We start from the raw sequence: 25,279 nt of genomic DNA on the forward strand, positions 1-25,279 counted from the left end.
ACGCCTGAAACCTCGATTGCAATTGGCTGCTGGCGAGTTTAGTTCAAGTCTGTACTTTCATTAATTCAAGATTGAACTAAACGCAATGACTTATTCTTTCCGCGCTTATTACAGCCTGCATCAAGCTCACTCAGCAGTGTTTCGAGCTGCCGATAAAGCGCTTCGGAAACAGGAGGGTATTCAGACCGCGCATCAGTTTGTCTTGTTCGTCCTGTATGTCGAAGACGGGCTGCCCAGTGCGATCGTCGCGTCACGTGCTGGAATGTCAAAGTCTCGTCTGACCGGCCTTACCAACACATTGGAGGACAAAGGCCTGATTCGTAAGCAGCGGGGCGAGAAAGATGCGCGTCAGCAAGTCCTCTACATAGCACCAGAGGGTCGCGCACTGATCGAGCGGACGAAGGATTGGGTTTCCGAAATGAACGCGGATCTGCTGGCCGATTTTGATGAAAGAGAAAGAATGACGATTGAGAAGTTCTTGCGCAGAGCGGCCTCGTCTCGGTGACTGCGTCACGACGATCCCGCTCAACGCAGGATGATCGCCTTATGAAAGGGATGCGTAATACCTCTTCCAGCATTCAATGCCGAGCGCATTGTAAGCTTTCATATCGTCGACAACCTGTTGGAAGTCAGAGCGATCAATCAGCTCTGTCGGCAAGAGCGGGTCGAAATTGATCAGCCGGATGACTGATTGACCGACCAGCAGTGTTTCCTTTGCCGCTTCGGCGTCGCTCATTCTCGCCACCTTTTGAGAGCTTTGCGCCATAGTTTGGATGGCAGCGCTGTAAGATGCTGCGATTTCCCCTGCCGACCACAGTCCGCGCCAGTCCTCTCCCTCCGCCACAGCGAGCTCCGTCACGACCATAAACGTTGCCTCTTCGTCCAGACCCAAATCGACCAGAGAAACTCGTGTCGCGGCGAGTGAAGCTGCGAGATTGTTCGGGCGAACCCATAGGGCACTTTCGGTCTCTGCGAAGCCGCTAAGACGCAGCGCACGTTCTCGCGCGCGCAGCCGGGTCTTGTCGGTTCGCCCCAAATGGCTCGTGTGCACAACAAGCCAGTCACCAGACCAAGGACGAACCTTTTCTGAGGCGGATTTCCAGCCTGTCACTTGAAGCTGCATCGCGCGACCGGCTGGTCCGATCGCATAGATTCCGCGGTCGATCGCCTCCAAAGTACCGTCCTTTGTCAGGCGTGTGACCGCCATGCGCATTGCGGTAGACTCAATGTCGAACAGGGCGCCCGCCGCAACCAAATTGGCGGCTGACTGCAGCTCGTTATCCGTCACACTCAAAAGCGACAATACCAATTTCTTTGCGGACATATCCGCTTGGATAGAAAGGTCAGAATATAACGCCATTTGACTCATTGTTACATAGCTAGTTACATTCAGCAAAGGGCAAACGTACCGGAGGCGACGATGTCGACCAGTTTGAAGTTATCCGATTGCATCTCCAATGACGAGCTCAGAGAGTTGCGGCGTCCATCGAATTGGAGAGCAACCTTTTCTCTGACATTCAACTGGGTGTTGATCGCGGGTGCGTTTGCGCTGGCAATTATCTGGCCAAATCCGATCACAATCGTCCTCGCGATACTGATCATCGGCGGCCGGCAGTTGGGACTTGGCATCCTTAATCACGATTGCGCACACGGAGCCTTCTTTACACGACGGAAGATCAACGATTTCGTCGGACATTGGCTGTGTGGCGCACCGCTCAACACCTCACTTTACGCGTATCGCGACTATCATTTGAAGCACCATAAGTACGCTGGCACCAAAGACGATCCAGATCTCTGGTTCGTTGAAAAATATCCGGTCAGCCGGGACAGTTTGAAGCGGAAACTGCTACGCGACATTACCGGGCGTACCGGCTTTCGCGACACTCTTGGCAAGATCAAGCGCTTCCGCCTTGCAGACAACTATCTATGGCTCATGTTTCATGTTTCGCTGTTTGCCATCCTGACACTCGTCGGTGCGTCGTGGGCCTACCTCATGTGGTGGGCTGCCGAGATTTTCGTGTACCCATTTATCATGCGCCTCCGACAGATCGGCGAGCATGGCGTTGCCTCGAGCAGATCCAGCAGCGACCCTCGGGAGAACACATCGACGACGCTCGTATCCTGGTGGGAGGCGCTCCTGGTGGCCCCCAACCACGTCAATTATCATCTGGAACACCATCAATTTGCAGCGGTGCCAGGATATCATCTGTCCAAGCTTCACAAGCGGCTTGCAGAGCGGGGATACTATGACGGCTTCGACTGCATCTCGAATGGGTATGTTGATGTGTTGCGCCGTGCGGTTCGCCCGGATGAGTCGCGATCCGCAACACAAGGTTGAGTCAGGGAAAGGAACGAAGACATGCCGACAGTCGTCTACGAGAAGGACGGACGCATCGGGCGTATCACGCTTAACCGCCCGGAAGTCATGAATGCTATCAACACAGATCTTCCCCGTGAACTCGAAGCTTGCGTCGAGCAGGCGAATGACGACAAGGACGTGCATGTCATTGTTTTGAGCGGTGCAGGCGAGGCCTTCAGCGCAGGGTATGACCTCACGGCTTATGCCCAGAATACCAGCGGAAAGTCGCAATACGGCGATGGCCCGTGGGACCCGATGCAAGACTATGCATTCATGATGGGAAACAACCAGAAGTTCATGTCGCTCTGGCGCAGCTACAAGCCCGTCATCGCGAAAGTTCATGGATTTGCGGTGGCCGGCGGCTCAGACATTGCGCTGTGCTGCGATCTGGTCGTGATGGCTGACACGGCCAAGATCGGTTATATGCCCGCGCGGGTTTGGGGCTGTCCCACAACGGCGATGTGGGTCTATCGCCTTGGAGCAGAGCAGGCAAAACGCATGCTGTTGACGGGCGACAAGATCGATGGGCGCGAGGCAGAGCGGATTGGTCTCGTCCACAAGGCAGTTCCAGAGGCCGATCTCGACGTAGAGGTGGAGCGTTTGGCCGAGCGCATGTGCACTGTCCCCATCAATCAGTTGATGATGCAAAAGCTCATGATCAATCAGGCCCTCGACTCAATGGGACTGCAGAACACTCAGATGATCGCGACCCTGTTTGACGGGATCACTCGGCATTCTCCCGAAGGGGTGAACTTCAAGCGCAGGTCGGAGGAGATGGGCTGGAAACAAGCGGTGCGCGAGCGTGACCTTGGAACCTTCGACTGGACCGAGAACCGCTCGATCAACTCGGCGAAGTAGCATGCTCAATACGAAACATCGCGCGGGTCGATCTCAAGTTCGCAATGCGCGCAGGCGCATATTGTTCTGACATCGGCGCCGCATGGTTTGTGAACGAGTTCGGCCCAAGGTTTGTCAGCTTTGGGTGCCCAATCAAGCGCCCACGTTCGCATGACCAATACCGGGTCGAGGATCGCCAAACCTGCATCGGTCGCGCGATAGGCGGCGTTCTTGCTCGAATCCGTGCGCTGGAGAATTCCTTCGCGAGCAAGGTGTTTGAGTCGATCGCTAAGGATCGTGTCGGCAACACCAAGAGTTGCCTGTGCATCGCGAAATCGAAACTGCGTCTGCAGCGCGCCGTAAACGATCAGCATGGACCAGCGGTCCCCGACAGCTTTCAGCATGTCGACTGCGGGGTCCGGCCGATCCGAGATGTCGTCGAATGAAGCCATCTTGCGCCACCCGCGCACGCTTCCAGTTCCGGGCGTCGATCGTTTGAGAGCGCCGATCCGCGGCCATACAAGATCCTGACTGCGGATCTGCTGACGGCAATTGGTGCATACAGTCTTCACGCTAAGAGGTTTTCCGCAAGCCTTGTGGATCAACTTTGAAGCGCCTGGTTCGGATCGCCATTCCTCGCCCCATGCGATCATAGATAGAGCGATTGGATAGACCGCGCGCCCCTTTGCAGTGAAGCGATATTCGAAGCGCGGCGGTGCCTCGTTGTATTGGTGCCGCTCAAATATCCCGGTCTCGACCAGATGCTTGAGTCGCTCGGTCAAGCGAGCTCGTGAAATGTTCAGTCTGTCACAGAAATCCTGGAATCGCGCCGCGCCGAAGAATGCTTCTCGCGTGATCAGAAACGTCCAGGCGTCTCCTAGAGCGTCGACAGCAGCAAAATAGGCATCTTTCCCGGTTGGGTTTTTGGCGTCCATCGGAGGATCCTAGCAACATTGCTCAACCAGCGCCAGAATTCACTAGTATATTGAAACTCACTCTGGTAGAGTTCCACTATGCTAGTAACGAACAAAACCAATGCGATTAACAACCTCCCATCGGCGCGACCGCAGGAATCCATGCCGATCTGCTCACCTGTTTCACTGAAGACAGCAGACGGTGTGGGGTTGCATCTGGATCACGTTCGTCCGACCGAGATCACGGGTGCAGCGATACTAGTCACCCCAGCGATGGGAGCGCCCGCACGAGCCTATCGGCGATTGGGCCATGCGTTGGCGGATAGCGGACACGCGGTCGGAATACTCGATCCGCGAGGTATCGGCGAAAGCGACCTTACTCCGTCGCGCAACGTCGATTTTGGTGTGCGGGAGTTTCTCGAACAAGACTGGCAAACCGCCGTCGAATGGCTCCGCGAAAACCACCCAGCCACCAAGACAATCCTTCTCGGCCACAGCTTCGGCGGACAGCTGAACTCGATCTACGCTGGGAAGCATCCTGAGGAAGTCGATGCGCTGATCAATCTATGCGCCGTCTGGCTGCATTTCCGCGAAATGGGGTCGATCACTCAACAGGCAAAAGGCCTGATTTTCTTCAGCCTCATGCGAGCATGTGCGGAAGTGATCGGTTTTGGTCCCGGCGACAAGCTTGGCTGGGGTGCACGGTTCGCCAAGCAACATGTTCGCGACTGGTCATCCTGGGGTCTCGACGGGAAGTACATGTACCGCGGAGGCAACGCGCGCGAATGTCTGCGTCAGGTCACGCAGCCCACTCTGGCGGTGTCCTTCACAGACGATGACACCCTCGGACCTGGCCCAGCCTGGACCCGCTTCTGCGATGAGATGGCGGCATCAGAGATGACACGATGGCGCTTGCGCCCTGAGGATGTCGGAAAATCAAAAGCTGGGCATTTTGGCGCGCTCAAGGATGCCGACCCACTCTGGGAAAAGATCGATGCCTGGATCAGGGCCTCGGTCCTTGATGGATGAGCCTTCAGCAAAAGGAGAATGACATGACGGACGACCGACAGGAAAAAGCGCGTGCAATTGTCGAGCAGCTCTGGGGGAAAGGGGCGGCATCGGGCAACGATGGCAACGATGATCCATTTCGCGGCGTTGCTCTGGAACATTTGTTCGGAGAAATTTGGCCAAGACCAGGCCTTGCGATCCGGGACCGGTCCCTGATCACTGTCGCCGCTCTGCTGGTGCTTGGCCGCGAGAAGCAATTTGCGCTGCATCTGCGCGGCGCACTCAATGTCGGCGTCACCCCCGAAGAAATCGAAGAGATGATGGTCCACCTCGCCTATTATGGCGGGTTTCCCGTCTCCGCCTCCGCTCGCGACATTGCGCACACAATCTTGCCGAACGCAGGCGACAAAAACTAATCGCAAGGGAGAGTTTAGGATGAGCAAAACACCGCACGGATACAACCGCAGCACAGCCACGCGACCCGAAACCGAACACCTCATCTATGAGGAAGATGGTGACGTCGCGACCATCACGTTGAACCGTCCCGAAGTTATGAATGCGCTTTCCATCGATTTGTCGCGCGAATTCACTGAAACGCTCGAATACATCCGCGATCAAGAGCACCTTCACATCGTCGTACTGAAAGGTGCTGGCGGAAATTTTTGCACCGGCGATGATCTGACAGAAATGGCGGCCGGCAAATGGGGGCACCCCAATCAGGTGTTCCGCCGGGTGCGCTACTACCAATACATGGCGAATACGTTGGAGGAGCTCGACAAGATCACCATCGCCTCAGTCGACGGCAATTGCGTTGGCGGCGGGCTCGAAGTCACTATGGCATGCGACTTCGTTATCTGCACTGAGCGGGCTCGCTGGGGCATGCCCGAAGTGGACTGGGGCATCACACCCGGTTGGGGCGGGACGACCCGAATGGTTCGCCTGATCGGTCGCCGCATGACAAAGGAAATCAACCTACTGGGCGCGCTGCACCCCGCAAAGCGTGGCGTCGATCTGGGCCTGTTCAATCGCGTTGTTGGAAACGACGAACTCGAAGAGGCGACACAGGAACTGGTCGAGCTGCTCCAGATGAAAAACCATCAGGGGCTCCGCCAATTGAAGTTCATCATCAATAAGAATGTCGAGGCCGACCTCAACACTGCGCAAGGCTTCGAAGCGCTCCAGACCGCCTATACCAGCTCGGTCAACCAGACGGGCGCGGTTGCCGACGCGGATGCTCGCCATGGCTGGGCTTCATACGTCAAGAAAGACCCGGAAAGCCCGATCACGAAGCGCCGCGCCACCTCCATCGATTTCTGGGTGGACTGACCTATGAACCGCGAAGAGACACAGGCCGTGCTGGACGTCTATTACAAGGCGTTCAACACGATGGATAAGGACGGCGTGCTTGCCGTCTTTACCGAAGACGCCGATTTCATCGACTTCACCATGGGCCGCAACATGAAGGGGCGCGACGAGCTTGCGGCATTTATCGACGAGACATGGCGCCTCAGTCCGTATTTCCGTCTCGAGCCGGAGATCGTCGTTATCGACGATAGCCAGGTAGCGGTTCAGCTCTACATGTCCGGTGCCAAGAAAGTCGATGCGGCGGGCAGGCCCAAACCCGGCGAGTTGTGGCGCATTCCATCCACGTCGTTCTTCAAGTTTCGCGGCGAGCAAATCCACTGGAAAGCGGATTGCTGGAATGCCCTGGCGATCCCCAAACAGATCGGCTGGCTAAAAACGGTCCCCATGATGATGCGATCCAGCCCCAAAGCAGCGAGGTAAAGATGCGATATCTTCTGAGTGCGTTTGTACTTTTCCTCGCAGGCTGCTCGGCAGCAGCAGCCCCGGAAACTCCGCCCGAATACACCGAACCGCCACCAGTGGCGACCGATGGGTTCATAACGACTGTGGTCGAGGCAGAAATTCCAATGAGCGTGGAAGAGCACCGCGCCTGGCTGCTGGAGAATCCGTTTATTTATTTCTTCGAGCCGACCGAGAATATCTCACCACCTGCAAGCACGACCGACTTGCGCGACGATTGGCTAAAACCGAATTCCGTCCGCCGGATCAATCTCGAAGACGGGCACTACGTGATCGAAAGAGTGTTGGAAAACCGCCCCGAGTTATTCAGCTATCAAGTCTGGATATTCACCAGCGATGTAGCGCTTGGCGTCGATCAGATTATTGGCGAGCAAAGGTTCATTGCAATCGACGATGACACGATGAAGTTCGAATGGACTTACAAGATCAAGCCGAAAGGCGCCATCACGGGTTTCTTCGTCAGACAGCGCCAGCCCGAAGTCGCGCGCTTCATGAAAACTGGCACCAACGCGATGGCAGCAGCTGCTAGAGAGGAAGCGGCGAACCGAGAGGATCTGGCGGATTGAAGCCCTGCTTCGCTGATTTGGCGGCGCAGCTAGCGCTGAATATTGGTTCGCTCGCTCTCATAGTGCGAACAATGAAAGGTTCGGAGATCCTAAGCGAATAGAGAGATGCATGCCGCATTTGCGCATTCTCCTCTCCTCAAAACATGTCTGATTGGTTGGAGCACCATCTTTGCTCTTCGGCTTTTTCGGTCGCCTAGAGTTAAGAGAAGAGCGCAGTGTACTTACTTTGGTCAAAGAGCGTGGCTTTGGACAAAGAGCGTGATTGGGGCGAAAGTGGGACGTCTGCTTTCGTGATCTGATGCTCCAAAACCAGACAGTCGGCTAACGGCCCAATTGCCGTCACCGGTGCCATTGCCGCCGGCCAATTATTGCGGTGCCATTTCTTTCAAAAAAGCCACTACCTTCGGCCAGCTTTCCGCTCGCGCTTTCGCGTTCCCTTCAACGCTTCCGCCGAACATGTCGAGCCTTTCGTAAAACGGACTGTCAGTTTCCATGGGAGGCCCGAAGACGAAATGCCCGGCATCCGGATATGCCAACACCGAAACGGCCGGTCCGGATTTCTGAGCGCTTCGCTTTGCGATCATGCGCGACATCGGGCAAGCCGGCCACATGGTCTCAGCTTCTCCGCAAACCAGCATGATGCCGGCGCTGGCCTGTTCAATCGGAATGGCGGCGCGCTCTGCGGCGGCGCTCAGTGCGGGATCCTCGACCGCGCGATAGACGCTGATAATTCCTTCTGACGCCTGCCAGTCAGAGAACGGCATGGTTGCGACCTGCTTCCCGCCAATTGTCCAAGAGGAATAGGGGCTCTGACCACTGCTCGCCCAGTTGATCCCATTCCACGCTACGCTCGTTGGCATCCCGCCCACTACTGCGGAAAGATCATCCCTGCGCGACGCGATGATCAAGGCCGCTTCGGCCCCTTTTGATGCGCCGACCACGGACAGCCTTTGCGGATCGACGCCGGGTTGCTGCTTCAACCAATCCAGGGCCTGGTCAAACCCTTCAATCGGTATACGCTCAAGCGCCTCGGGCTGTCCCGGTGCGCCGAAATAGGCGAGGTGAAGAACGGTGAAACCCTCCTCCTGAAGCGAAAGCGCCATGTGCTTGGCACCGCTACCGAGGCCACCTTCCGATCCGCCCAAAAGGAGCACCGCAGGACGCCGGTCGGCATGGATTGCATCTTCAGTTCGCTTTGCTGGATAGTAATTGCCGAACAACCCAGCCTGATCGATGCGCTGCCCTGTCGTGCCCGGATCAAGCACCTCGATTTCAGGCAGTCCATAGCGTTCGGGTGCGGCCTGTTGAAACAAAGCGGCTCCGCCCAGTAGCGCTGCGATGGCCATAGCCGATAAGAGGGTTTTTCGTCCACGCATTGCCGCTTCTCCTTTGAGCAGACAATTACGTCGGTAATGCCGCATCAGGCAGTGCAGGCCGTCAGGGCATGGACCTGACAAACGTCACAATTATGCAAGGGCGTCAGAGCCAACCGTGTTCGCGTGCGATGCGGCCCGCTTCGATGCGGCTCGATGCGTGCAGCTTGCCGGATGCCTCGGACAGGTAGTTGCGAACCGTCCCTGGCGAGAGATCGAGTTGCCTGGCGATCTCCTTGTTCGAACGCCCTTCCTCTGCCAGTCGGAGCACATCGCGTTCGCGTTCGGTTAGTGGATTGGCGGGCGCATCCCAGGCAAGTTCTGCAAGCTCAGGCGCGATTGCCCGACCACCGGAAGCGATCTTTCGCACGGCGGCGGCAAGAGCATCCGATGGAGTGTCCTTGAGTAGATATCCGCGCACGCCTGCGTCCATCGCGCGCCGCAAATACCCCGCGCGCCCGAACGTCGTGACGATGAGGACGCTTGTTCCAAGCTTCTCCCGCGCGATGGCTTCCGCGACATCGAGACCCGAAAGGCCGGGCATTTCGATATCAGAGAGGAGAATATCGGGCTTTAGCCGCTTAACCTCTTCGAGAGCGGTGTTTCCATCCTCTGCGCGGCAGACGACCTCGATATCGTCCTCTAGCGCCAAGAGGGTCGCAAGTGCTCCAAGAACCAGCATTTGGTCCTCAGCAATGGCGAGACGGATCATGGCCTCGCATCCTGCGGCAGGCGCGCAATCAATTGCGTGCCCTCAGCCGTGCCTCTGACCGCTAGATCCCCGCCGGCTGCTGCGAGACGAGATCCCAGGCCGGAAATCCCCCCGCCCGCCCGCACAGCCTCGCCATTGCCATTGTCGCTCACGACCATTTCGAGCCCCGCTGATTGTTGCCTAACCGCGATCTCGCAAGCCGACGCTCCGGAATGGCGGATCACATTTGTCACCGCCTCGCGCAAAGCCATGGCGAGCACCGCGCTGCTGCCCGGATCGATCCGGTCGGCATCACCTTCTATGGTGCAATCAATCCCCGCCACGCCAAGCGCGGCTTGCGAGCTTGCGATCTCACGGCTGAGCGTTGCGCCGGTCATCCCGCTCACTGCTGAACGTACATCCGCCAGCCCCTGTCGCGCAGCACCGGCAATGTCGCGCATCTCCTTGCGCGCTTCTCCGGAATCCCGGTCAGCCAGCTTGGCGGCAAGGTCGGCCTTGATCGCAATTAAGGTGAGTGTCCTTCCCAACAGATCGTGCAGATCGCGGCCGATACGCTCACGCTCGGCGGCTGCGGCAAGCTGACGCACCTCGTCACGCGATTCAGCCAGTGCACGGTTCTTGTCTTCGAGCGCCGCGCGCGAAATATTGGCGGCACCGACCATTACCATCAGGAAAACACCAAAGGCCCAGAAGATCGCTGGTTGCTGGATGACCAGCGCCAAAAGGCTTGTTGCTGCTGCAAAAGCACCAACAAGAACAGCGGCTCGCCGCGGCGGTCGCAGATTTCCGACCATTGCTGCGGCGTAGATTGCGATTACCGTCCAGTTGCTTCCGGTGAAAGCGAGTGCAAAAGAAACCAGCAAAGTGGCGGCTGCCAAGACGATCAGGCGCGCGCCCGTCGCCTTGAACGCTGCAAAGTAAAGGCCGAGAAAGACGATCAGTCCGCCTGTCGCAGCGATCATCTGAAACAGACTTGGTTGCTCAATGAACCACGGAATGAAAAACAGCGGCAAGTAGGCAAGCCAGATGGCGGGATGATCGAGCTTGGACCATGCAACCGATAACCCTTCTTGGCTCATCCTGCCTCCTGCGTTGTAATCCCCTTCTACCGGTGGTTGCTGGCTTGAAGAGGTTCCGACTATTTGCGTCATTCCGTTTGTCTTCACCGTGACTGCTGCCGTTCGCCGGTCCATGCAAAAATAGCTGCGGCAAGTGTGATGAGCAGCAAAGGCCCCGCGTGCAACAAAAGATATCCGCCGTCGCGCTGGCCCGCCGCCATCAGTGCGATCTCACCCAGGTGATACGATGGCAGACTCCAGGCGAGGCTCTGCATGAATTGCGGCATCGCCGTGATCGGGAACCACAATCCGCCGAGCACTGCCAAAGAGAGAAACACAATGTTGGCGAGCGCCACGGCTGCGCCTTGTCCAAAGCGATAGCCGATGCCGATCCCGATTAGAGAGAAGGGAATGATGGACAAGAAATGGACGAGAAACATCGCGGCCCATTGCGAAGCTGCGAGCGAAACCCCTGCGGCCACTCCCAGCGCATAAAGGATCACGAACGCGACCACGCAATAGACAGTAGTTGCGGCAATCTTGGCCGTGATTTGCGCGCCTGCCGGCATCGGGGACAGGCGCTTCAATTCAAGCTGCCCGGTTTCGCGTTCGGCAGCGATGTTGACGCCGAACCCGAACAGTGCCGGGCCCATCACGGCGAAGACACCGAAAGTTGCAAGCGTCTGCGTCGCAGAAGCTGTGCTGCCCTGCCCAAGAGCGAACGCGAACAACGCATAAAATGTTGGCGGCAGAGCAATTGTCGGAATGATGAATTGCGGCATGCGCGCAGACTTGATGATCTCTGCCCAGCTCTCGAGCCAGTAGATGCGCGGCGCTGAAGGAAGAAGGGTGGACATCATGCTGCCTCCTGAACGTTCTGGCTTGTGACAAGGTTTTCCAGGGCATCTTCGAGCGATGCGCTGACAACTTCGAAATGCTGCAGCGCGGGATCAATTCGGAACACCGCCTCAAGCGTTGCACGAGGACTGGTCGTCAAGATTGCAACATCTGCCCCGCGCTCGTCGATCTTCACCACATCGGGCAAGGTGCCGAAGCGCGAAGCTGGCAGCCGGGTGCGTAGCCTTACCATTGTGCCGGCCACTTGCGCCTTGATCCGTGCGGGAGGTCCGTCGGCGAGAACCGCTCCTCTTGCGATGACCACGATACGGTCTGCGAGGGCTTCCGCCTCATCCATGTGATGCGTTGCCAAAAGCACCGCTGCGCCCGCTTCGGCCTTGGCGCGGACCAGCTGCCACATGGCCCGGCGCGCCTCGGGATCAAATCCGGTGGTCGGTTCGTCAAGCACCAAGAGATCGGGGGCCCCGGAGATGGCAAGAGCAAACTGGACGCGGCGCTGTTCACCTCCCGAAAGCTTGCCGCACCGGCGGTCCTTGAGTTCGACGAGTCCTGCCTCCTCAAGAACATGATCGATTGTCAGCCGCCGGGCAAAATGGCTGGCGTGCAAATCAATCACCTCCCTCACTGTCAGCACATCCGGCAGGCCAGATGATTGCAGCATGATCCCCATGCGGGCCCGCGCCCGGCGATCGCGCGGCTCCAGGCCGAAAAGGTTGACCTTACCGGCATCAACAGCAAGGCGTCCAGTCATGAGGCCGGCCACGGTCGACTTGCCCGCTCCGTTGGGACCGAGCAACGCAGTCACGCATCCCGGTTCAAGCGCGAAACTGAAATCGCTGAGCACGCGCTGACTACCATACGACTTCGATACGCATTGCAGTTCAGCGACTGTGGAGCCTAGATCGGTCTGCATCTTTGTTCTCCTCGACATTGGCTCATGATTTAGTTCCAATGATGCAAGGAAGGCAGTGCGAGGTATCAGCCCTGAGGCATGACGGATGTCATGTGTGGTCATCCAAGCCAATGATCTGCTGAGGGTCCATTTATGAACTGGCAGCTTTACGCATAGAACAGCCTGAAACCAGACAGCCAGCTTCCGGCCCAAATTCGGGACTTCGTTCAATGACCGATATTGGGGGTGAGAGCAGACTCTTCACCAATGGTTGTGAGGGGAACTTAGGTTACATCTGGTGGAACTTCGTTTCGTCATCAGAAGAAAAGATCGAAGCAGCGAAAGAGGCATGGGCTGCAGGCGATTGGGAGAAAGGGCGTTTTCGGCTTCCCCCGCGGACAAGGATGAGTTCATCCCTCCGCCCGATTTACGTTGACCATTTGTCCGGACAATGCTCCTTTAGCAATTCTGGATTTTTGTGAACGTCAATATTTTTGAGAACCAGAAATGTTCGTCGAAACACTCAATTGAGACAGAGGGATCGAGCCATTCTGACACGCCTCTCTTTGTTGGTTCTAGCGAGTTTATCTCTGCTCACTGCCTGCAAAGAAGTAAGTGACGGAGGCTTGCCTGAGGACGATGGCGGCGCTTGTCGAGCTCTGGTCCAGTCGGCGACTGACAATACACTTCGCGACGATTTCGAGCAGTTTAAGCAGTCTCGCGCCGAGTGCGAAGCTGGCTTCAGCGATCTTTCCAGCGAAGAACAACTGACGTTTGCGAGGGATTACCTGACATATCAGCGCGACTATCTGTCTCGCGATGCGCTAGAAAATTTTATCTCGAATGCCAGCGGTAAGGCAAGAACTTACCTCCAGATTAGACGGTTGCAACTGCGACTAGCGGACTCAGAGTCTATTCCATCAAACGCAATCAATCAATTGCGTCGGAGACTTCGTACGGCAAATGACCCGTTGGCCGATTTCAACATCCGACTTGCGGAAGCTTCAATCACTGCCAAAGCTGGCAATATAGAAACCGCCATTTCTAGTTTAACGGAGTTGCTTCAGGAGGATGAGCTTGAGGAATACCCTAGTGTGGCCACCTCTGTTCGCTTGGCACTGGCGGAACTGCAAAACAAAGATCAAAATCATGATGCGGCCGTCGCGTCACTTTCTGACGCAGCTCAGTCTTTCGACAGCTCAACGCCAGAATTAGACCTGAAGCGATTCTGTTTAATTGTAAGGCGCGTTTTCCTTTTCGAGCCGTCGAGAGAGATCGAGGACGCATATCTTGATGATTTGCAAGAGCGCTTCAGACGAGAGGGTATGATGCCATTTGCGCTCTGCCTCAGTTTGACCAAGATAATTTTGGCGAGGATGGTTGGTCAGCACGATCAGGTGCTTCGTCAAGGAGAGAGGTTGCTTTCCGAGATTGAAGCTGATCCCATGGCGGTGATTGAATTCAACGTTCTTCACACGCTCGGCCAAGCCGCTTATGCCCAAGGCAATTCTGGTCAAGCAATTGAATATTATCAGAGAGCCCTCGAAATTCTGATAATTGAAGAGACTTACAGTGGTCAGGCGAGCATCTACAACAGTCTTGGGAACATTTTCTCGGACTTGGGCGACAATGAGCGGGCTCTCACTGTCTACAAGCAATCTGTAGCACTCTTTGAAGAGGCCACTGGTCCACGCACAGCAAATGCGGCTGTGGCACACAGCAATATTGGCTATTCGCATGCTGCCGAAGGCCGGCACTCAGAAGCATTGGTATCCTATGCGAAAGCGCGTGACATCGCTGGTGATTATCCAGCCCGCCAAATACTCGGCTATACTGACTACTACGAAGCTCGGTCACTTCACGCTCTTGGCGATACTGACGCTGCAATAGAGATGGCAAGCCGCGCTATTCCAACGGCTCTCAATAAAGGCAACGCAATCAATGCTGCCGCGATTTACGCATGGACTGCGTCGCTCAATATTGAGCAATCTAACATTCGTTCGGCCCAAGAGAATTTGAACAAAGTCACTGAAATTCTTGCAAGAGACGATGTAGACGCTTCGTCGCTGGATGAGGACGCAGCCTTCAGTTTTTGGAAGTCAGAATACCACCAGAATATGTCAACTGTTCTGGCGGCCATGGGGGACTATGAAGCCGCTCTAGGGCATTCAATGACAGCTGTGTCCCTTAGCAACGATAGATATGAACGCGAGAAAGTTCGCGCTGCCGCCAATGCTGACCTTCAAATGGATCTGAGGGACAAAGATCGTACGATCGAGCTTTCAGCTAAAGACGCTGAGCTGCAGTCGCTGCGTTTGGAGCAAAGCACGGTACGGACGTATGTTGCAATCGCGTTTGCGGTGTTGGCAGCCATTGCCGCAGGGCTGGCTTTCTTCTCCTATCGAACACAACAGCGGCTCGCCAGCTTACAGGGAAAAGTTCTGGTCGAAGAGCACCATCGCACGAAGAATGTGCTGAACCTTGCATCGAGTTTGATCCGGCTTGAAGAGCGTGAATTGAACGATGGATCAGGCGACTTGCAGGGGCTTCGCCAAAGATTGAAAACGATGGCGCTTTTGCATGAGCACCTGAGAAACATCGATGACCATGTCGATGTTGAAATGCGCGAATTTGTGACGGAACTGGTCAATCACGCCAGCAATGCACTATCGCCTGAAGGTGTGGAAGCACGAGTTGAGAGCGACTCATTTCTCGTATCGCCCGAGGTCGCAACCCCCCTAGGCCTGATCATCTGTGAGATGATGATCAATGCATACAAGCATGCTTTCAGGGACGGGCACGGTGAATTTTCGGTCGAGCTGCGAAAAGGCAAGAACTGGGCCGATGCAGTCATCAGCGACAATGGCATTGGCCATGGCGACGCTGAAACCGCGCAAAAGGGCACCGGGGTTCAGCTTATCGAAGACTTGGTCGACCAGATCGGCGCAACTGCAGATTTCTCTCAGTCTGCAAATGGCACAGTCTGGACCATCACTGGCATCCCGTTCCGAAAATGACAGGCTTGATCAGGATATTCAACGGTAACAAGCGTGGCCTTCTCTATTGCCCTCTTACGTTAGACCGTTGTTTGGTAGGCAGTTAAGAACCGCTCAGGCCTCCACCTTCATCGTTCTGAGCTTAAGAGCAGGCCTTACAAAAATTGCTGAGACACTACCTAAATGACATCTGGCTTGACGCCTTCCCTAATGTCCGAACATGGGTCGTAAGCCGAAGTTCAGTTCTCGGCGTTCTACTCATCGGAAGCAGACGTTCCGTAAACGGCCCAAAAAGGACCGACGCAGTGTGGAATAGTTTCCGCAACTCTGCGCTTTATGGTCGGTGATTTTTGGCGTTGAGTGTTGCCTTACAGCGGCGTGCAATTGTTTCCTCACAGACAATCTGCCAAATTGTGCTCGATAACTCCGCTCCTAGCTCAACTGGATAGAGCATCGAGCTTCTACCTCGAAGGCTGTGGGTTCGAATCCCGCGGGGGCACCATTTTAACATAAATTGCCTCCCATTTTTTGCACCTGCAAAATATCGCAAGCCAAAGCGCATGTTTCCCGCTAATGGATTCCGCATAGGCGCTTTCGGCATTTGCTGCGGCGCACTTTGAGCGGATCGCAGAGCATGCGCACTTCTCATGCCTTTTCTCCCCGCGCCACAAACTGCGCCGCTACCAGAGCGAACTAACATGTCTTTTGAGACCCTTCCGCCGATCTTGGGCGAAGCCTTAGCTGAACGTGGCTATGCTGAGCCCACACCAGTTCAGGCAGCGACAATTGCTCCGGATGCCGCAGGGCGCGATCTGATTGTTTCAGCGCAAACCGGATCGGGCAAGACTGTTGCGTTCGGCATCGCATTGGCGGCAGAGCTTCTTGGGGAGATTGGCGGCACGCCGCTAAGCGAAAAGCCGCTCGCACTCGTTATCGCGCCAACGCGTGAATTGGCTTTGCAGGTCAGCCGCGAGCTTGGTTGGCTCTACGCCAAAGCCAGGCTGCGGATCGCGACCTGCGTTGGCGGGATGGATGCGAGCAAAGAGCGCCGCGCCTTGCGTGCAGGCCCAGCTATCGTCGTCGGCACACCAGGCCGCCTGCGGGATCACCTCGAGCGCGGCTCGCTCGATTTGTCTGGCTTGGTCGGTGTGGTGCTGGATGAAGCGGACGAGATGCTCGACATGGGCTTCCGCGATGATCTGGAAGAGATCCTTGATGCGACGCCGGAGGGCCGCCGCACACTGTTATTCTCCGCAACTATGCCGCGTGCAATTGAGCGGCTCGCAGAGCGGTATCAATCGAATGCGCTGCGGCTCTCGCTAGCAGGCAAAGATCGCGGACACGGCGACATCAGCTATCAAGCGATCACGGTTGGCCCGTCCGAGATCGAAAACGCCGTGGTCAATCTTCTGCGCTTTCATGAGGCGGAATCCGCGATTTGTTTCTGCGCCACACGGGAAAGCGTTCGCCGGCTTCACGCAACTCTGCAAAACCGCGGGTTTGGCGTCGTCGCGCTGTCGGGTGAACATTCCCAGCAAGAGCGCAATCAGGCCCTGCAAGCCATGCGTGACCGGCGCGCGCGTGTATGCGTTGCCACTGATGTCGCGGCACGCGGCCTCGATCTGCCTACACTTAGTCTTGTGATCCATGTAGAGACGCCGCGCGATGCTGAAACGTTGCAGCACCGTTCTGGCCGTACTGGCCGTGCGGGTAAGAAGGGCACCGCCGCAATCATTGTGCCGTACAATCGCCGCAAGCGGGTTGAGAGCATGCTGCGCGGAGCAAAGATCAAGGCGGATTGGCTGGGCGCGCCGACACGCGAGGCGATCCGCAAGAAAGACCATGAGCGCCTGATGGAGAAGCTCACGGCCCCGGCTGAATATGAAGATGACGACCGCGCGATTGCGGCTGAGCTTATTGAGCGGCTCCCGGCTGAAGATATCGCTGCTGCGCTGGTGCAAGCGCACCGGGCGAAGATGCCGCAACCAGAAGAATTGCTCGCGAATACGCCTGAAGCCCGCGCAAAAGACAAGGTCGAGCGCCACCGCCCTGGCTTTGAGGATGTAGTCTGGTTCAAGATGGGCATTGGCCGCCGTCAGAATGCCGAGCCGCGCTGGATCTTGCCGCTTATCTGCCGACGTGGGCACATTACGCGCAACGAGATCGGCGCTATTCGGGTTGGGCCGAATGAGACTTGGTTTCAGATCCCTCGCGCGCTTGCACCCAAATTTATTGAGACGCTGAAGCGCACCGAAAATAGCGAAGACGAGCAAGACGCGATTGCCATTGAGGAATCGACGGAAGGCCCGCGGATCGAAGCGCGGAATAACCGCAAGCGCGGTGGGCCTGGTGGCTATGCAAGGCCGCATCGCAAAGGCGGACACGGCGGCAAGGGGCGCAGCGATAAGAGCTCAGGCGGCAAACCGCGCCCGGGCCAGAAACGCGACAAAAAAGACGCGCCCCGAACAGATGGCGGCAAGCAAGGCGAAGGTAAGCACTTCGAGGGCAAACCATCCAAAGGCAAGCCGAAGCCGGGCTTCAAGGGCAAAGGCCCGGGTAAAAAGGCTGGCAAGAACAAGGGCAAGCCCGCCTGGTCGAAGTAACGGGTAAATCCCGCTGGGCCAGCTTAGTAATGGTGCATTTACGTAGTTAACCTTGCTTTAGCTTTTTCCATATAAAACCGAAGGATAGCCGGCAAACCGAGCTGTTTGGGTGGAGGGGAAATTGGAACAAGCCATGTGGCTCGCAATAGCAGCGACGCTTGTCGCTGGTATGCAAGTTGGCTTCCTCTTTCTGGAAGCTGGCTTCGTGCGTTCCAAAAACAGCATTAACGTTGCGCTCAAGAACATCGCTGATTTCGCGCTTGCTGTGATTGCATTCTGCTTTGTCGGAGCGGCGATCATGTTCGCCTCAGACACTAATGGGATTGTCGGTTTCGATTGGTCACTTGCTGGATATGACGACGATGGCAGCGTCGTTCTCTTCCTGCTCCTCCAAGCGTTTTTCTGCGGGACAGCCGCCACTATTGTGTCGGGCGCCATCGCTGAGCGCATGCACTTTTCCGCATATGTCATTCTGACACTACCGCTTACTGCCTTGCTATATCCCATAATTGGCCACTGGGCCTGGGCCAGCAGTTTACCTGGTGGAGCTGGGCAGGGCTGGCTCGAAGCACGCGGATTTATCGATTTTGCCGGCTCTTCGGTGGTCCATGCGACAGGCGGTGCCGCGGCTTTGGCGATCCTCTTAATCATTGGCCCGCGGACACACCGTTTTAGCGACGAGGAAGAAAACAGCGCAGTCCATGGACATAGCCCAGTTCTGGCTGGAGGCGGCGCACTCATGCTTTTGGTCGGGTGGCTCGGGTTTAACTCGGGCGGCTTAGTGCCCGGTAGCGATGAGTTTTCGCGCGCCTTGGCCAACACCATCTTTGCTGGCACTGCGGGGTGTCTTGCTGCCTGCGTGGTCGGACGGCAAGTAGAGGGATATTATCGCAGCGATCGTATGATCAACGGGATGTTGATTGGGCTTGTAGCCATTACAGCTAGCGCTCCATTCGCGAAAGCTGGCGGCGCGTTGCTGCTCGGGTTCGCCGCAGGGGGTCTGTCGATCTTCTTTGCCAATTGGATGGAACAGCGTCTGAAAATTGATGATGCAGTCTATGCGGTCACCGTACATGGCTTTGGCGGTATTCTGGGCACGCTTGCGGTGCCGTTTGTCCTGCGTCCGGAAGTGCTCACGAGAACGCCTGTTTCGCAATTTGGTGTCCAGCTATTGGGCGTTGCCGCTATCACTTTGAGTGTGTTTGCAATCATGTTTGCACTGGCTGCGGTGATGAACAGCCGCGGGAAGCTTCGTATCTCCAGTGAAATGGAAGCTCGCGGGCTTAACATAGTAGAACACGGCGCACTGATGGGCAGTGCGGCGCTGGTCGAGACATTGCAAAAAATCAGTCAGGGCGAGGCTGACATCAGCAAGCGCGTAGATTTTGATCCATTTGAAGATGGCAGCGAAGTTGCAGAAGCGGTCAACGTGTTTTTGGACAGGGTCGAGACTGCCGAACGCAAGGCAAGAGAGCAAATTGAGCGCAACCAGCAACAATTGTCTCAGATGGCAGTTCGAGAGCGCAAACGAGCTGATGAAACCGGAGAGATCTTACGAGAGTTCCAATCCGACTTCGCTGCACTTGTCGGCGAATTGAAGGCTCAAGCCGGTGAGCTTGCCGAAGGGTCAACTAATCTGGCCTCGCGCACAGACGAGTCTGGTGAGCTTGTGACGCATGTTCATGAGCAGGCCAATGAGGCTGTATCCATGTCTGAGCAGATGTCCGAGGGTGCAAGCCTATTGGCGCAGACACTTGATCTGGTGAGCGAGAAAATCGCTCAGGCGAATGAGGCAACCAGCCACGCAGAAAACGCCAGCCGCCAGGGGGCAGATATCGCCGCAACTTTGGAGGATTCCACGCGGGCGATTGGCAGGTTGGTCGCACTGATCAAGGCCATCTCGGATAAGACCAGCGTATTGGCTCTTAACGCCCGAATAGAGGCTGCGCGCGCGGGCGAGGCTGGCCTCGGGTTTTCCGTGGTGTCGGAGGAGGTTGGCGCACTTGCCCGACAGGCTGATGAGGCCTCTGGCGAAATTGGCGGTATCATCGGCTCGTTGGTCGAATTGATTGGTAGCTCAATAGCACAATTCCGAGCAATTGATGGCAATATGGCCAATGTGAGAGCCTTGTCAGAATCGGTGGAGCAATCGGCTCTTGCGCAGCGTGAAACGTCCCAGACGCTCTCAACCCTTATTGATGGTGCCCGTCAGCAGGCGCTGGGTAATGGCGCTGCGGTCGCGCAAGTATCTGCGAATTTTAACGAGACAGGTGCGACGATTGGGATGATTGATAACTCGTCAAAGCGGCTGGAAAGCCTAGCTCAGCGGATTGACCGCGAGGTTGCCAGACTACATGACCGTATCGTCGAAAGCGACAAGGTCGAGGCTGCTCGAACTTAAACCGAATTGCCGAGCGCGTTCTTAAGAGGGCCGAGCCACGCTTGGTATGGCTGCCACGCGTTCTGACCTTTGCGGTTGATCGGCTCCCGAACTTGCTCGCTGGAGGCGGTGCGTACTGCGCGGTCAGTTTTGTGGAACGCGAGGCACGCCTCTTCAAACGGTAGCTCAAGATAGTCGAGCATGCGGCGCGTCTGGCCTTCCAGATCATCCAGCACATCTTCATGGCTCACGCGCAGCACTTTGCCCGGCAAAACCGCGTCCCAATGGTCCATTAGGTCGACGTAATCAGCATAGTATCGACCGATTTCCTCAAGACCGTATGTGAACTCCTGACCTTCGGCAAAAAGCTGTTTGAAGCCGGAAAAGCAGCAATCCATCGGCGCGCGGCGTGCATCGATGATCTTCGCATTCGGCAGGATCAGATGGATCAGGCCAATATGCCGGAAGTTGTTGGGCATCTTGTCAATGAATAGCGGGGCATCTTGCCGGTGAACCTGCGTGTCATTGATGAATTGCTCGCCGAATTTCGCCGCGTCTTCAAACTTCAGATCATGCAAATTTGCGGGATATTGCGACTGGCCCAGCTTGCGACCGCGCAGCCGGTGAGCCAGTGCCAATATGTCGGGCAGTTCCAGCGTGCCGTCGACTTGCGAATGGCTGGCGAGAATTTGTTCCAGTAGTGTTGAGCCTGCGCGGGGTAATCCCAGAATAAAGATCGGGTCGGGCGCTTCGCAGCCAAATCCGGCCTTGTCCGCGAACAATTCAGCGGTGCAATATTCCTTTTGCTTAGCCAGCTCCTCGCTCATGGCATCGGCGCTATAACGGGTTTGTGCGCGTTTGAGGGCGTTCCCAGCCTCATAATGTTCAAAACTGGCGGCATAATCGCCGCGATCTTCAAGCGCTTTGCCCAGCGCAAATGACACATGGACCCGGTCCATAAAGGCAAGATCTGAACGCTCAGCCTGCGCCTGCATGAGCGATAACTCTTCGTCGCTGAAGGCGTAATTCTTGAGGTTTGCCAGCGCATAATGCGCATCCCCGTGGTCTGGTTTGACTGCAATCGCTGCCTGATAGCGAGCTACCGCCTCTTCGCGGCGCCCGCGCGTTTTGAGCGCATGGCCCATGCTGGTGAGCGTTGCGGGATCGTTGGGAAGCTTCTGCAAGACCTGCTCGAACAGCTCAAACGCCTGGTCATATTCGCCCGTTTGCATACATTCGATGGCGAGGCGTGATTGGAACAGCGGGCTTGCCGGATCGCTATCGTAAAGTTTCATCGCCTCTTCATGCGCGCGCGCAAACTTTTGGCGGCGGCGCAATACATCAACATAGTCGAGCTTGAGTTGAACATTGTCAGGCTCGAACGAGACTGCGCTTTCCAGCAGAAATTCCGCATCGTCTAGCACGCCCAGCTCCAGCCCGATCTTGGCGAGCAGGCGCATGCCTTCAACGTCGCGGGGGCGTTGGCGCAAATAATGGCGGCAAATTTCCTCTGCGCGCAGCACACGCCCTTCCGCCAGATGATGCGTCACCGCGACCAGCTCTTTGGGCAGGGCGGCGAGGCGCTGCTGCTGAGCCGTGGCGGCGCCTGCCTCTTGCGTGCGACCAGCCTCGCCGAGCAGACGGGCCTGTTCGCGCCAGCTCGCAGCAAGGGCGGGGTTAAACCGCGTTGCCCGCGTAAACGCGTCTAGAGCGCGCGCATCGGCCCCTTGAGCAAGGGCGAGATGCCCCTCTTCCTGCCACGCCCGGCCATACTCAGGCATGGCCATATGCAAGCGTTTGAGAAACCCGTCTGCTGCCGAAAAATCATGCAGATATCGCGCGGCAACCGCAGCCAGATAGAGCGCTTCGCCATCCGATGCATCCTGCTCAAGCAGGGCCGTTGCGAGTTTCGCCCCAGCAGCGTAATCGCCCGATTGCAAGGCCGCTTGAGCCGCTTTCAAACTGTCATCGCGCTGCGTCATTACCTGCCCTTACAATGCGGCCCATACAAAGCAAAACGGCGGAGGTGAACCCGTATGATCAGGGTCCGCCTCCGCCGTTTCCTCACCGATTAGATCGGATCAGTAGCCGCCAGGATCAATAGTCGTATGAGATCCGGAAACCGATTGTCAGTGGACGGTTCGTCGTGATCCGCTCGCGGTCATTGACGAAATTGCCCGAAATCTCGGCCCGCTCATCGAACAGGTTCTCGCCAAAGACTTCAAATTTCCAATTGTCCGCCGTGATACCAGCAGCCAGATCGACAATTGTGTAGCTATCAAGCTCCAGCTTGTTGATCTCGATGATGTCGGTAAACTTCGATGCTGAATGGCTCACTTGAGGCTGAATGTACGCACCGAGCGTATCATTGAGATCCCACTCATAGCGAACGCGCAGATTGCCCTGGAAGGAAGGCGCGAATGCGAGCTCAGAGCCTTCGATCACGTCATTGGTTGGCGTGAGAACTTCTGTGATTTCTGTATCAAGCAGCGAGAATGCACCGGCAATTGTGAGACCCGGCGTTGCATATGGCGCGACGGTGAAGTCGGCCTCAATACCCATGATTTCCGCATCGGCCGCATTGTCCGAGAAGAACAGATTGGTGATGCTGGGATCAAAGATTGTGGTCTGAAGATTGCTAATGTCGACATAGAACGCGCTGCCGTTGAAGCGGAGCTGGCCATCGATCAGATCGAGTTTCCAGCCCAGCTCGTAATTCTTCACCTCATCGGTTTCGAGCTCAAACGGCACGGTAAAGCCGTTTGCACCGGTCGCACCGCCAGGGCGGTTAAGCAGACCGGGGCGGAAGCCTTCTGAGTATGTGCCGTAGAACAATAGATCTTCGGTTGGGGTGACCGTGACCGTACCCTTGAAGATTGTGCCGCTGGTCTCCGCTACGTCTGGCGCACCAAGTGCGTTGAACACCTGCGTTGCCTGAGCGGTGCTGAGGCCAGCTGCTTCAATGTCGGCAATGCTTTGACCTTGCGTGAAGGTCTGGCGAAGCGCGGCATTACATGAGCCGATGAAGGTGAACTGTCCGTCGCCATCATACAAATCGTTAATGTCTGTACCAAAGGCATTGGCGTCTTCCGCCGCGCCTGAGTTACAGAACGAGCCGTTGGCGCTGCCTTCGAAATCAACCTCGATATCGTAATAGCGCGCGCCCAATGTCACCGTCAGAAGATCAGGTACGACATCAAAGCTTGCCTCGCCGAAGATGCCAAACTGTTCATCGGTGCGGCGAATATCATTACGGAAGATGGTCGAGGCTGGGAATGGGCCAGGATCAGTTGTGAAGCCTGCTTGCGGGAAGTTTGGCGCGAAGGCACCAAATGGCGCCGCTGCGACGTTGCCCGGATAGGCGAAGTCATTGCGCTCTTGCAGTTCCAGATCGGAGTAGAAGCCGCCTGCCGTCACGCGCCAGCGGTTTTCCGCAGGGGTGCTGAAGCGCAGTTCTTGGGTGAACACAGTTGTGTCGCTGACCGAGGTCACGAAAAGGTTCGGTGGCTGACACGTGCCGCTTGGCGCGGCGGCACCGGGATAACTCACCGATCCATCACAGATGTAATAGGGGAGATATTGACCGACAAACAGATAGTCGGTGTAATCGACCCGCTGATTGGTTTCGCGGTCGGTATAGGCACCGGTGTAAACCACATCGAGCATTGCGAGGCGGCCTTCGACAGTCCAGCTGGTGTTTGAGAAATCGTCTTCAATACGGTCATCTTCAAAGCGCTGGACTTCCAGATCGCCGAGGCCGTCGAGCTCTGGATCGGCGAAGAATACGCCATCAGATTCGATGCTCTGGCGTGAGTGCGCGACCGTGACAGTCCAGTCAGGCGTCACTTCCCACAGCGCGCTTGCGCGGAAGCCGGAATATTGCGTGTCGTTGAAATTGTCTTCGACGAGGCCCGCATTATCCGTTGGCAGGAATGTGACCGCAGACAGATCAGCGCCAGCTTGGAAGCCGCCGCGATTGGCATTTACCGGAACGCCGTTGGCACGAACCGTACCGGCGGGACGGAAGCGTGCGCTTTCGCTGACATCGCGTGTACCCTGAACATTGTCGATATAGCCGCCTTGGTCATCAAGGAAGACGACGCCGCGCAGTGCAATCGTGTCAGACACGGGCACGTTGATCATGGCTTCTGCTTTGTAGCTTGTCTCACCGCTCTTGGTGAACGACACGCCAGCAGAACCGCCTGCGTCAAAGCCTGAAAGATCAGGCTTGTTCGTGATCAGACGGACAACACCGGCCTGCGAACTGGCGCCGAACAGAGTGCCTTGCGGGCCTGAAAGAACTTCAATGCGCTGAAGGTCAGCCGCGTAAACGTCGAGGTTACGGCCCGGCTGCGCCAGTGGTTGCTCATCGAGATAGAGCGCAACGTTGGGCGCGAGGCCAGCAACACCGGCGGTGGTGAGGTTAGGCGTGGTGGAGGCAAGGCCGCGAATGTAAATCGTGCTTTGTCCTGGGCCACTACCGCCAGCAGTCACCGTTGGTAGCTGGTCGAGGTAATCCTCGAACGTATCGATGTTGAGCTCTTCCAAGCCCTCTTCACCGATGGCTGCAACCGATACCGGCACATCCTGCAGGTCTTCGCTGCGTTTTTGCGCAGTCACAACAATTGTTGGCACACCGCCGCGGTCTTCGACCACGCCATCTGTTCCTTGGGCTTCCTGTGCAACCGCAGGTGAAGCCACAGCAATCGCCAGCGCACTCGCCGAGGCGCAGCTTGCAAATCTCATCATTTTGTTTGTCCCCTTTAGACAACCCATGTTGATCGACAGCATCCGGGTTTGGGTGCTGGATCAAATATTCATAGCGAACGCGCACAAAATTCGCGCATTGCTGAGGTGCCCTAACAAGCTGCAGGTGCCCCGGCCACAGTGAGACCTTAA

Annotated in this window: 20 protein-coding genes and 1 tRNA gene; 12 read left to right on the forward strand and 9 right to left on the reverse strand. The window is 56.5% G+C overall.

Annotated elements, in window-relative coordinates; genetic code table 11:
- Window positions 1-85 precede the first annotated feature (85 nt).
- A complete protein-coding gene (locus ACFCXQ_RS05550; protein ID WP_379553857.1) occupies window positions 86-505 on the forward strand; it encodes a MarR family winged helix-turn-helix transcriptional regulator in 420 nt (139 codons plus the stop codon).
- A 39-nt stretch (window positions 506-544) separates the two neighbouring features.
- Here ACFCXQ_RS05550 and ACFCXQ_RS05555 read toward each other — a convergent pair whose 3' ends face one another.
- Window positions 545-1,360 (reverse strand): hypothetical protein, encoded by an 816-nt coding sequence (locus ACFCXQ_RS05555; protein WP_379553859.1) that lies wholly within the window; start codon window positions 1,358-1,360, stop codon window positions 545-547.
- A gap of 60 nt (window positions 1,361-1,420) precedes the next feature.
- Here ACFCXQ_RS05555 and ACFCXQ_RS05560 point away from each other — a divergent pair, with 60 nt between their 5' ends.
- Together ACFCXQ_RS05560 and ACFCXQ_RS05565 are read left to right on the forward strand one after the other, a co-directional pair.
- Window positions 1,421-2,338: a fatty acid desaturase family protein gene (locus ACFCXQ_RS05560; RefSeq protein WP_379553861.1), complete on the forward strand. Its 918-nt coding sequence runs from the start codon at window positions 1,421-1,423 to the stop codon at window positions 2,336-2,338.
- A gap of 21 nt (window positions 2,339-2,359) precedes the next feature.
- Window positions 2,360-3,217 (forward strand): crotonase/enoyl-CoA hydratase family protein, encoded by an 858-nt coding sequence (locus tag ACFCXQ_RS05565; protein WP_379553863.1) that lies wholly within the window; start codon window positions 2,360-2,362, stop codon window positions 3,215-3,217.
- A gap of 5 nt (window positions 3,218-3,222) precedes the next feature.
- Here the strand turns inward: ACFCXQ_RS05565 and ACFCXQ_RS05570 are convergent, their stop codons facing one another.
- On the reverse strand, window positions 3,223-4,131 hold the full coding sequence (locus ACFCXQ_RS05570; RefSeq protein WP_379553865.1) for a winged helix-turn-helix transcriptional regulator: 909 nt from the start codon (window positions 4,129-4,131) through the stop codon (window positions 3,223-3,225).
- Window positions 4,132-4,209: 78 nt separating this feature from the next.
- Here ACFCXQ_RS05570 and ACFCXQ_RS05575 point away from each other — a divergent pair, with 78 nt between their 5' ends.
- The 5 genes from ACFCXQ_RS05575 to ACFCXQ_RS05595 are packed head-to-tail and all read left to right on the forward strand — an operon-like array spanning window position 4,210 to window position 7,508.
- Window positions 4,210-5,139, forward strand: coding sequence for an alpha/beta hydrolase family protein (locus ACFCXQ_RS05575; RefSeq protein ID WP_379553867.1), 930 nt, complete (start codon window positions 4,210-4,212; stop codon window positions 5,137-5,139).
- Window positions 5,140-5,162: 23 nt separating this feature from the next.
- Entirely contained in the window at window positions 5,163-5,534 is a 372-nt protein-coding gene (locus ACFCXQ_RS05580) for a carboxymuconolactone decarboxylase family protein (protein WP_298300642.1), read from the forward strand.
- 19 nt (window positions 5,535-5,553) lie between these two features.
- Window positions 5,554-6,444, forward strand: coding sequence for an enoyl-CoA hydratase/isomerase family protein (locus tag ACFCXQ_RS05585; protein WP_379553869.1), 891 nt, complete (start codon window positions 5,554-5,556; stop codon window positions 6,442-6,444).
- A gap of 3 nt (window positions 6,445-6,447) precedes the next feature.
- Entirely contained in the window at window positions 6,448-6,903 is a 456-nt protein-coding gene (locus tag ACFCXQ_RS05590; protein ID WP_379553871.1) for a nuclear transport factor 2 family protein, read from the forward strand.
- Between the two features lie 2 nt (window positions 6,904-6,905).
- The gene (locus ACFCXQ_RS05595) at window positions 6,906-7,508 is read left to right on the forward strand and encodes a hypothetical protein (RefSeq protein ID WP_379553873.1); all 603 of its coding nucleotides are present in this window, start codon (window positions 6,906-6,908) and stop codon (window positions 7,506-7,508) included.
- 365 nt (window positions 7,509-7,873) lie between these two features.
- On the opposite strand, the gene ACFCXQ_RS05600 is transcribed toward ACFCXQ_RS05595, so the two are convergent.
- The 5 genes from ACFCXQ_RS05600 to ACFCXQ_RS05620 form a co-directional block, all read right to left on the reverse strand.
- Entirely contained in the window at window positions 7,874-8,884 is a 1,011-nt protein-coding gene (locus ACFCXQ_RS05600) for an acyl-CoA thioester hydrolase/BAAT C-terminal domain-containing protein (RefSeq protein WP_379553875.1), read from the reverse strand.
- A 103-nt stretch (window positions 8,885-8,987) separates the two neighbouring features.
- Window positions 8,988-9,593, reverse strand: a complete 606-nt coding sequence (locus tag ACFCXQ_RS05605; protein ID WP_379553877.1) for a response regulator — start codon at window positions 9,591-9,593, stop codon at window positions 8,988-8,990.
- Window positions 9,590-10,672, reverse strand: coding sequence for a sensor histidine kinase (locus ACFCXQ_RS05610; protein ID WP_379553879.1), 1,083 nt, complete (start codon window positions 10,670-10,672; stop codon window positions 9,590-9,592). Before ACFCXQ_RS05610 ends, ACFCXQ_RS05605 begins: the two co-directional genes overlap by 4 nt.
- An 83-nt stretch (window positions 10,673-10,755) precedes the next feature.
- Complete coding sequence (locus ACFCXQ_RS05615) at window positions 10,756-11,511, reverse strand: ABC transporter permease (RefSeq protein WP_379553881.1); 756 nt, start codon at window positions 11,509-11,511, stop codon at window positions 10,756-10,758.
- Window positions 11,508-12,422, reverse strand: coding sequence for an ABC transporter ATP-binding protein (locus tag ACFCXQ_RS05620; RefSeq protein ID WP_379553883.1), 915 nt, complete (start codon window positions 12,420-12,422; stop codon window positions 11,508-11,510). Before ACFCXQ_RS05620 ends, ACFCXQ_RS05615 begins: the two co-directional genes overlap by 4 nt.
- 605 nt (window positions 12,423-13,027) lie before the next feature.
- On the opposite strand from ACFCXQ_RS05620, the gene ACFCXQ_RS05625 reads away from it, so the two are divergent.
- The 4 genes from ACFCXQ_RS05625 (at window position 13,028) to ACFCXQ_RS05640 (ending at window position 20,401) form a co-directional block, all read left to right on the forward strand.
- Window positions 13,028-15,418 carry a tetratricopeptide repeat-containing sensor histidine kinase gene (locus tag ACFCXQ_RS05625; RefSeq protein ID WP_379553885.1) on the forward strand — a complete coding sequence of 797 codons (2,391 nt, stop codon included), beginning with the start codon at window positions 13,028-13,030 and terminating at the stop codon, window positions 15,416-15,418.
- A gap of 407 nt (window positions 15,419-15,825) precedes the next feature.
- Window positions 15,826-15,899, forward strand: a tRNA-Arg gene (locus ACFCXQ_RS05630).
- A gap of 196 nt (window positions 15,900-16,095) precedes the next feature.
- The gene (locus ACFCXQ_RS05635) at window positions 16,096-18,000 is read left to right on the forward strand and encodes a DEAD/DEAH box helicase (RefSeq protein WP_379553887.1); all 1,905 of its coding nucleotides are present in this window, start codon (window positions 16,096-16,098) and stop codon (window positions 17,998-18,000) included.
- Window positions 18,001-18,133: 133 nt separating this feature from the next.
- Window positions 18,134-20,401, forward strand: coding sequence for a methyl-accepting chemotaxis protein (locus ACFCXQ_RS05640; RefSeq protein ID WP_379553889.1), 2,268 nt, complete (start codon window positions 18,134-18,136; stop codon window positions 20,399-20,401).
- Here ACFCXQ_RS05640 and ACFCXQ_RS05645 read toward each other — a convergent pair.
- The gene (locus ACFCXQ_RS05645; protein WP_379553891.1) at window positions 20,398-22,362 is read right to left on the reverse strand and encodes a tetratricopeptide repeat-containing sulfotransferase family protein; all 1,965 of its coding nucleotides are present in this window, start codon (window positions 22,360-22,362) and stop codon (window positions 20,398-20,400) included. The two genes, ACFCXQ_RS05640 and ACFCXQ_RS05645, sit on opposite strands and share 4 nt — an antisense overlap.
- A 115-nt stretch (window positions 22,363-22,477) precedes the next feature.
- A complete protein-coding gene (locus ACFCXQ_RS05650) occupies window positions 22,478-25,129 on the reverse strand; it encodes a TonB-dependent receptor (protein WP_379553893.1) in 2,652 nt (883 codons plus the stop codon).
- Window positions 25,130-25,279 lie beyond the last annotated feature (150 nt).

Origin of the sequence: Qipengyuania rhodophyticola, assembly GCF_042493225.1 — a bacterium.
Lineage (GTDB): Bacteria > Pseudomonadota > Alphaproteobacteria > Sphingomonadales > Sphingomonadaceae > Erythrobacter.

What these genes read in the sequence shown, in the direction of transcription:
- ACFCXQ_RS05605 (WP_379553877.1), bottom strand. Translation starts at nt 9,593, where the DNA reads ATGATCCGTCTCGCCATTGCTGAGGACCAAATGCTGGTTCTTGGAGCA.
- ACFCXQ_RS05635 (WP_379553887.1), top strand. Translation starts at nt 16,096, where the DNA reads ATGTCTTTTGAGACCCTTCCGCCGATCTTGGGCGAAGCCTTAGCTGAA.
- ACFCXQ_RS05645 (WP_379553891.1), bottom strand. Translation starts at nt 22,362, where the DNA reads ATGACGCAGCGCGATGACAGTTTGAAAGCGGCTCAAGCGGCCTTGCAA.
- ACFCXQ_RS05650 (WP_379553893.1), bottom strand. Translation starts at nt 25,129, where the DNA reads ATGATGAGATTTGCAAGCTGCGCCTCGGCGAGTGCGCTGGCGATTGCT.
- ACFCXQ_RS05550 (WP_379553857.1), top strand. Translation starts at nt 86, where the DNA reads ATGACTTATTCTTTCCGCGCTTATTACAGCCTGCATCAAGCTCACTCA.
- ACFCXQ_RS05610 (WP_379553879.1), bottom strand. Translation starts at nt 10,672, where the DNA reads ATGAGCCAAGAAGGGTTATCGGTTGCATGGTCCAAGCTCGATCATCCC.
- ACFCXQ_RS05600 (WP_379553875.1), bottom strand. Translation starts at nt 8,884, where the DNA reads ATGCGTGGACGAAAAACCCTCTTATCGGCTATGGCCATCGCAGCGCTA.
- ACFCXQ_RS05565 (WP_379553863.1), top strand. Translation starts at nt 2,360, where the DNA reads ATGCCGACAGTCGTCTACGAGAAGGACGGACGCATCGGGCGTATCACG.
- ACFCXQ_RS05580 (WP_298300642.1), top strand. Translation starts at nt 5,163, where the DNA reads ATGACGGACGACCGACAGGAAAAAGCGCGTGCAATTGTCGAGCAGCTC.
- ACFCXQ_RS05585 (WP_379553869.1), top strand. Translation starts at nt 5,554, where the DNA reads ATGAGCAAAACACCGCACGGATACAACCGCAGCACAGCCACGCGACCC.
- ACFCXQ_RS05615 (WP_379553881.1), bottom strand. Translation starts at nt 11,511, where the DNA reads ATGATGTCCACCCTTCTTCCTTCAGCGCCGCGCATCTACTGGCTCGAG.
- ACFCXQ_RS05640 (WP_379553889.1), top strand. Translation starts at nt 18,134, where the DNA reads ATGTGGCTCGCAATAGCAGCGACGCTTGTCGCTGGTATGCAAGTTGGC.
- ACFCXQ_RS05560 (WP_379553861.1), top strand. Translation starts at nt 1,421, where the DNA reads ATGTCGACCAGTTTGAAGTTATCCGATTGCATCTCCAATGACGAGCTC.
- ACFCXQ_RS05555 (WP_379553859.1), bottom strand. Translation starts at nt 1,360, where the DNA reads ATGGCGTTATATTCTGACCTTTCTATCCAAGCGGATATGTCCGCAAAG.
- ACFCXQ_RS05590 (WP_379553871.1), top strand. Translation starts at nt 6,448, where the DNA reads ATGAACCGCGAAGAGACACAGGCCGTGCTGGACGTCTATTACAAGGCG.
- ACFCXQ_RS05620 (WP_379553883.1), bottom strand. Translation starts at nt 12,422, where the DNA reads ATGCAGACCGATCTAGGCTCCACAGTCGCTGAACTGCAATGCGTATCG.
- ACFCXQ_RS05595 (WP_379553873.1), top strand. Translation starts at nt 6,906, where the DNA reads ATGCGATATCTTCTGAGTGCGTTTGTACTTTTCCTCGCAGGCTGCTCG.
- ACFCXQ_RS05575 (WP_379553867.1), top strand. Translation starts at nt 4,210, where the DNA reads ATGCTAGTAACGAACAAAACCAATGCGATTAACAACCTCCCATCGGCG.
- ACFCXQ_RS05570 (WP_379553865.1), bottom strand. Translation starts at nt 4,131, where the DNA reads ATGGACGCCAAAAACCCAACCGGGAAAGATGCCTATTTTGCTGCTGTC.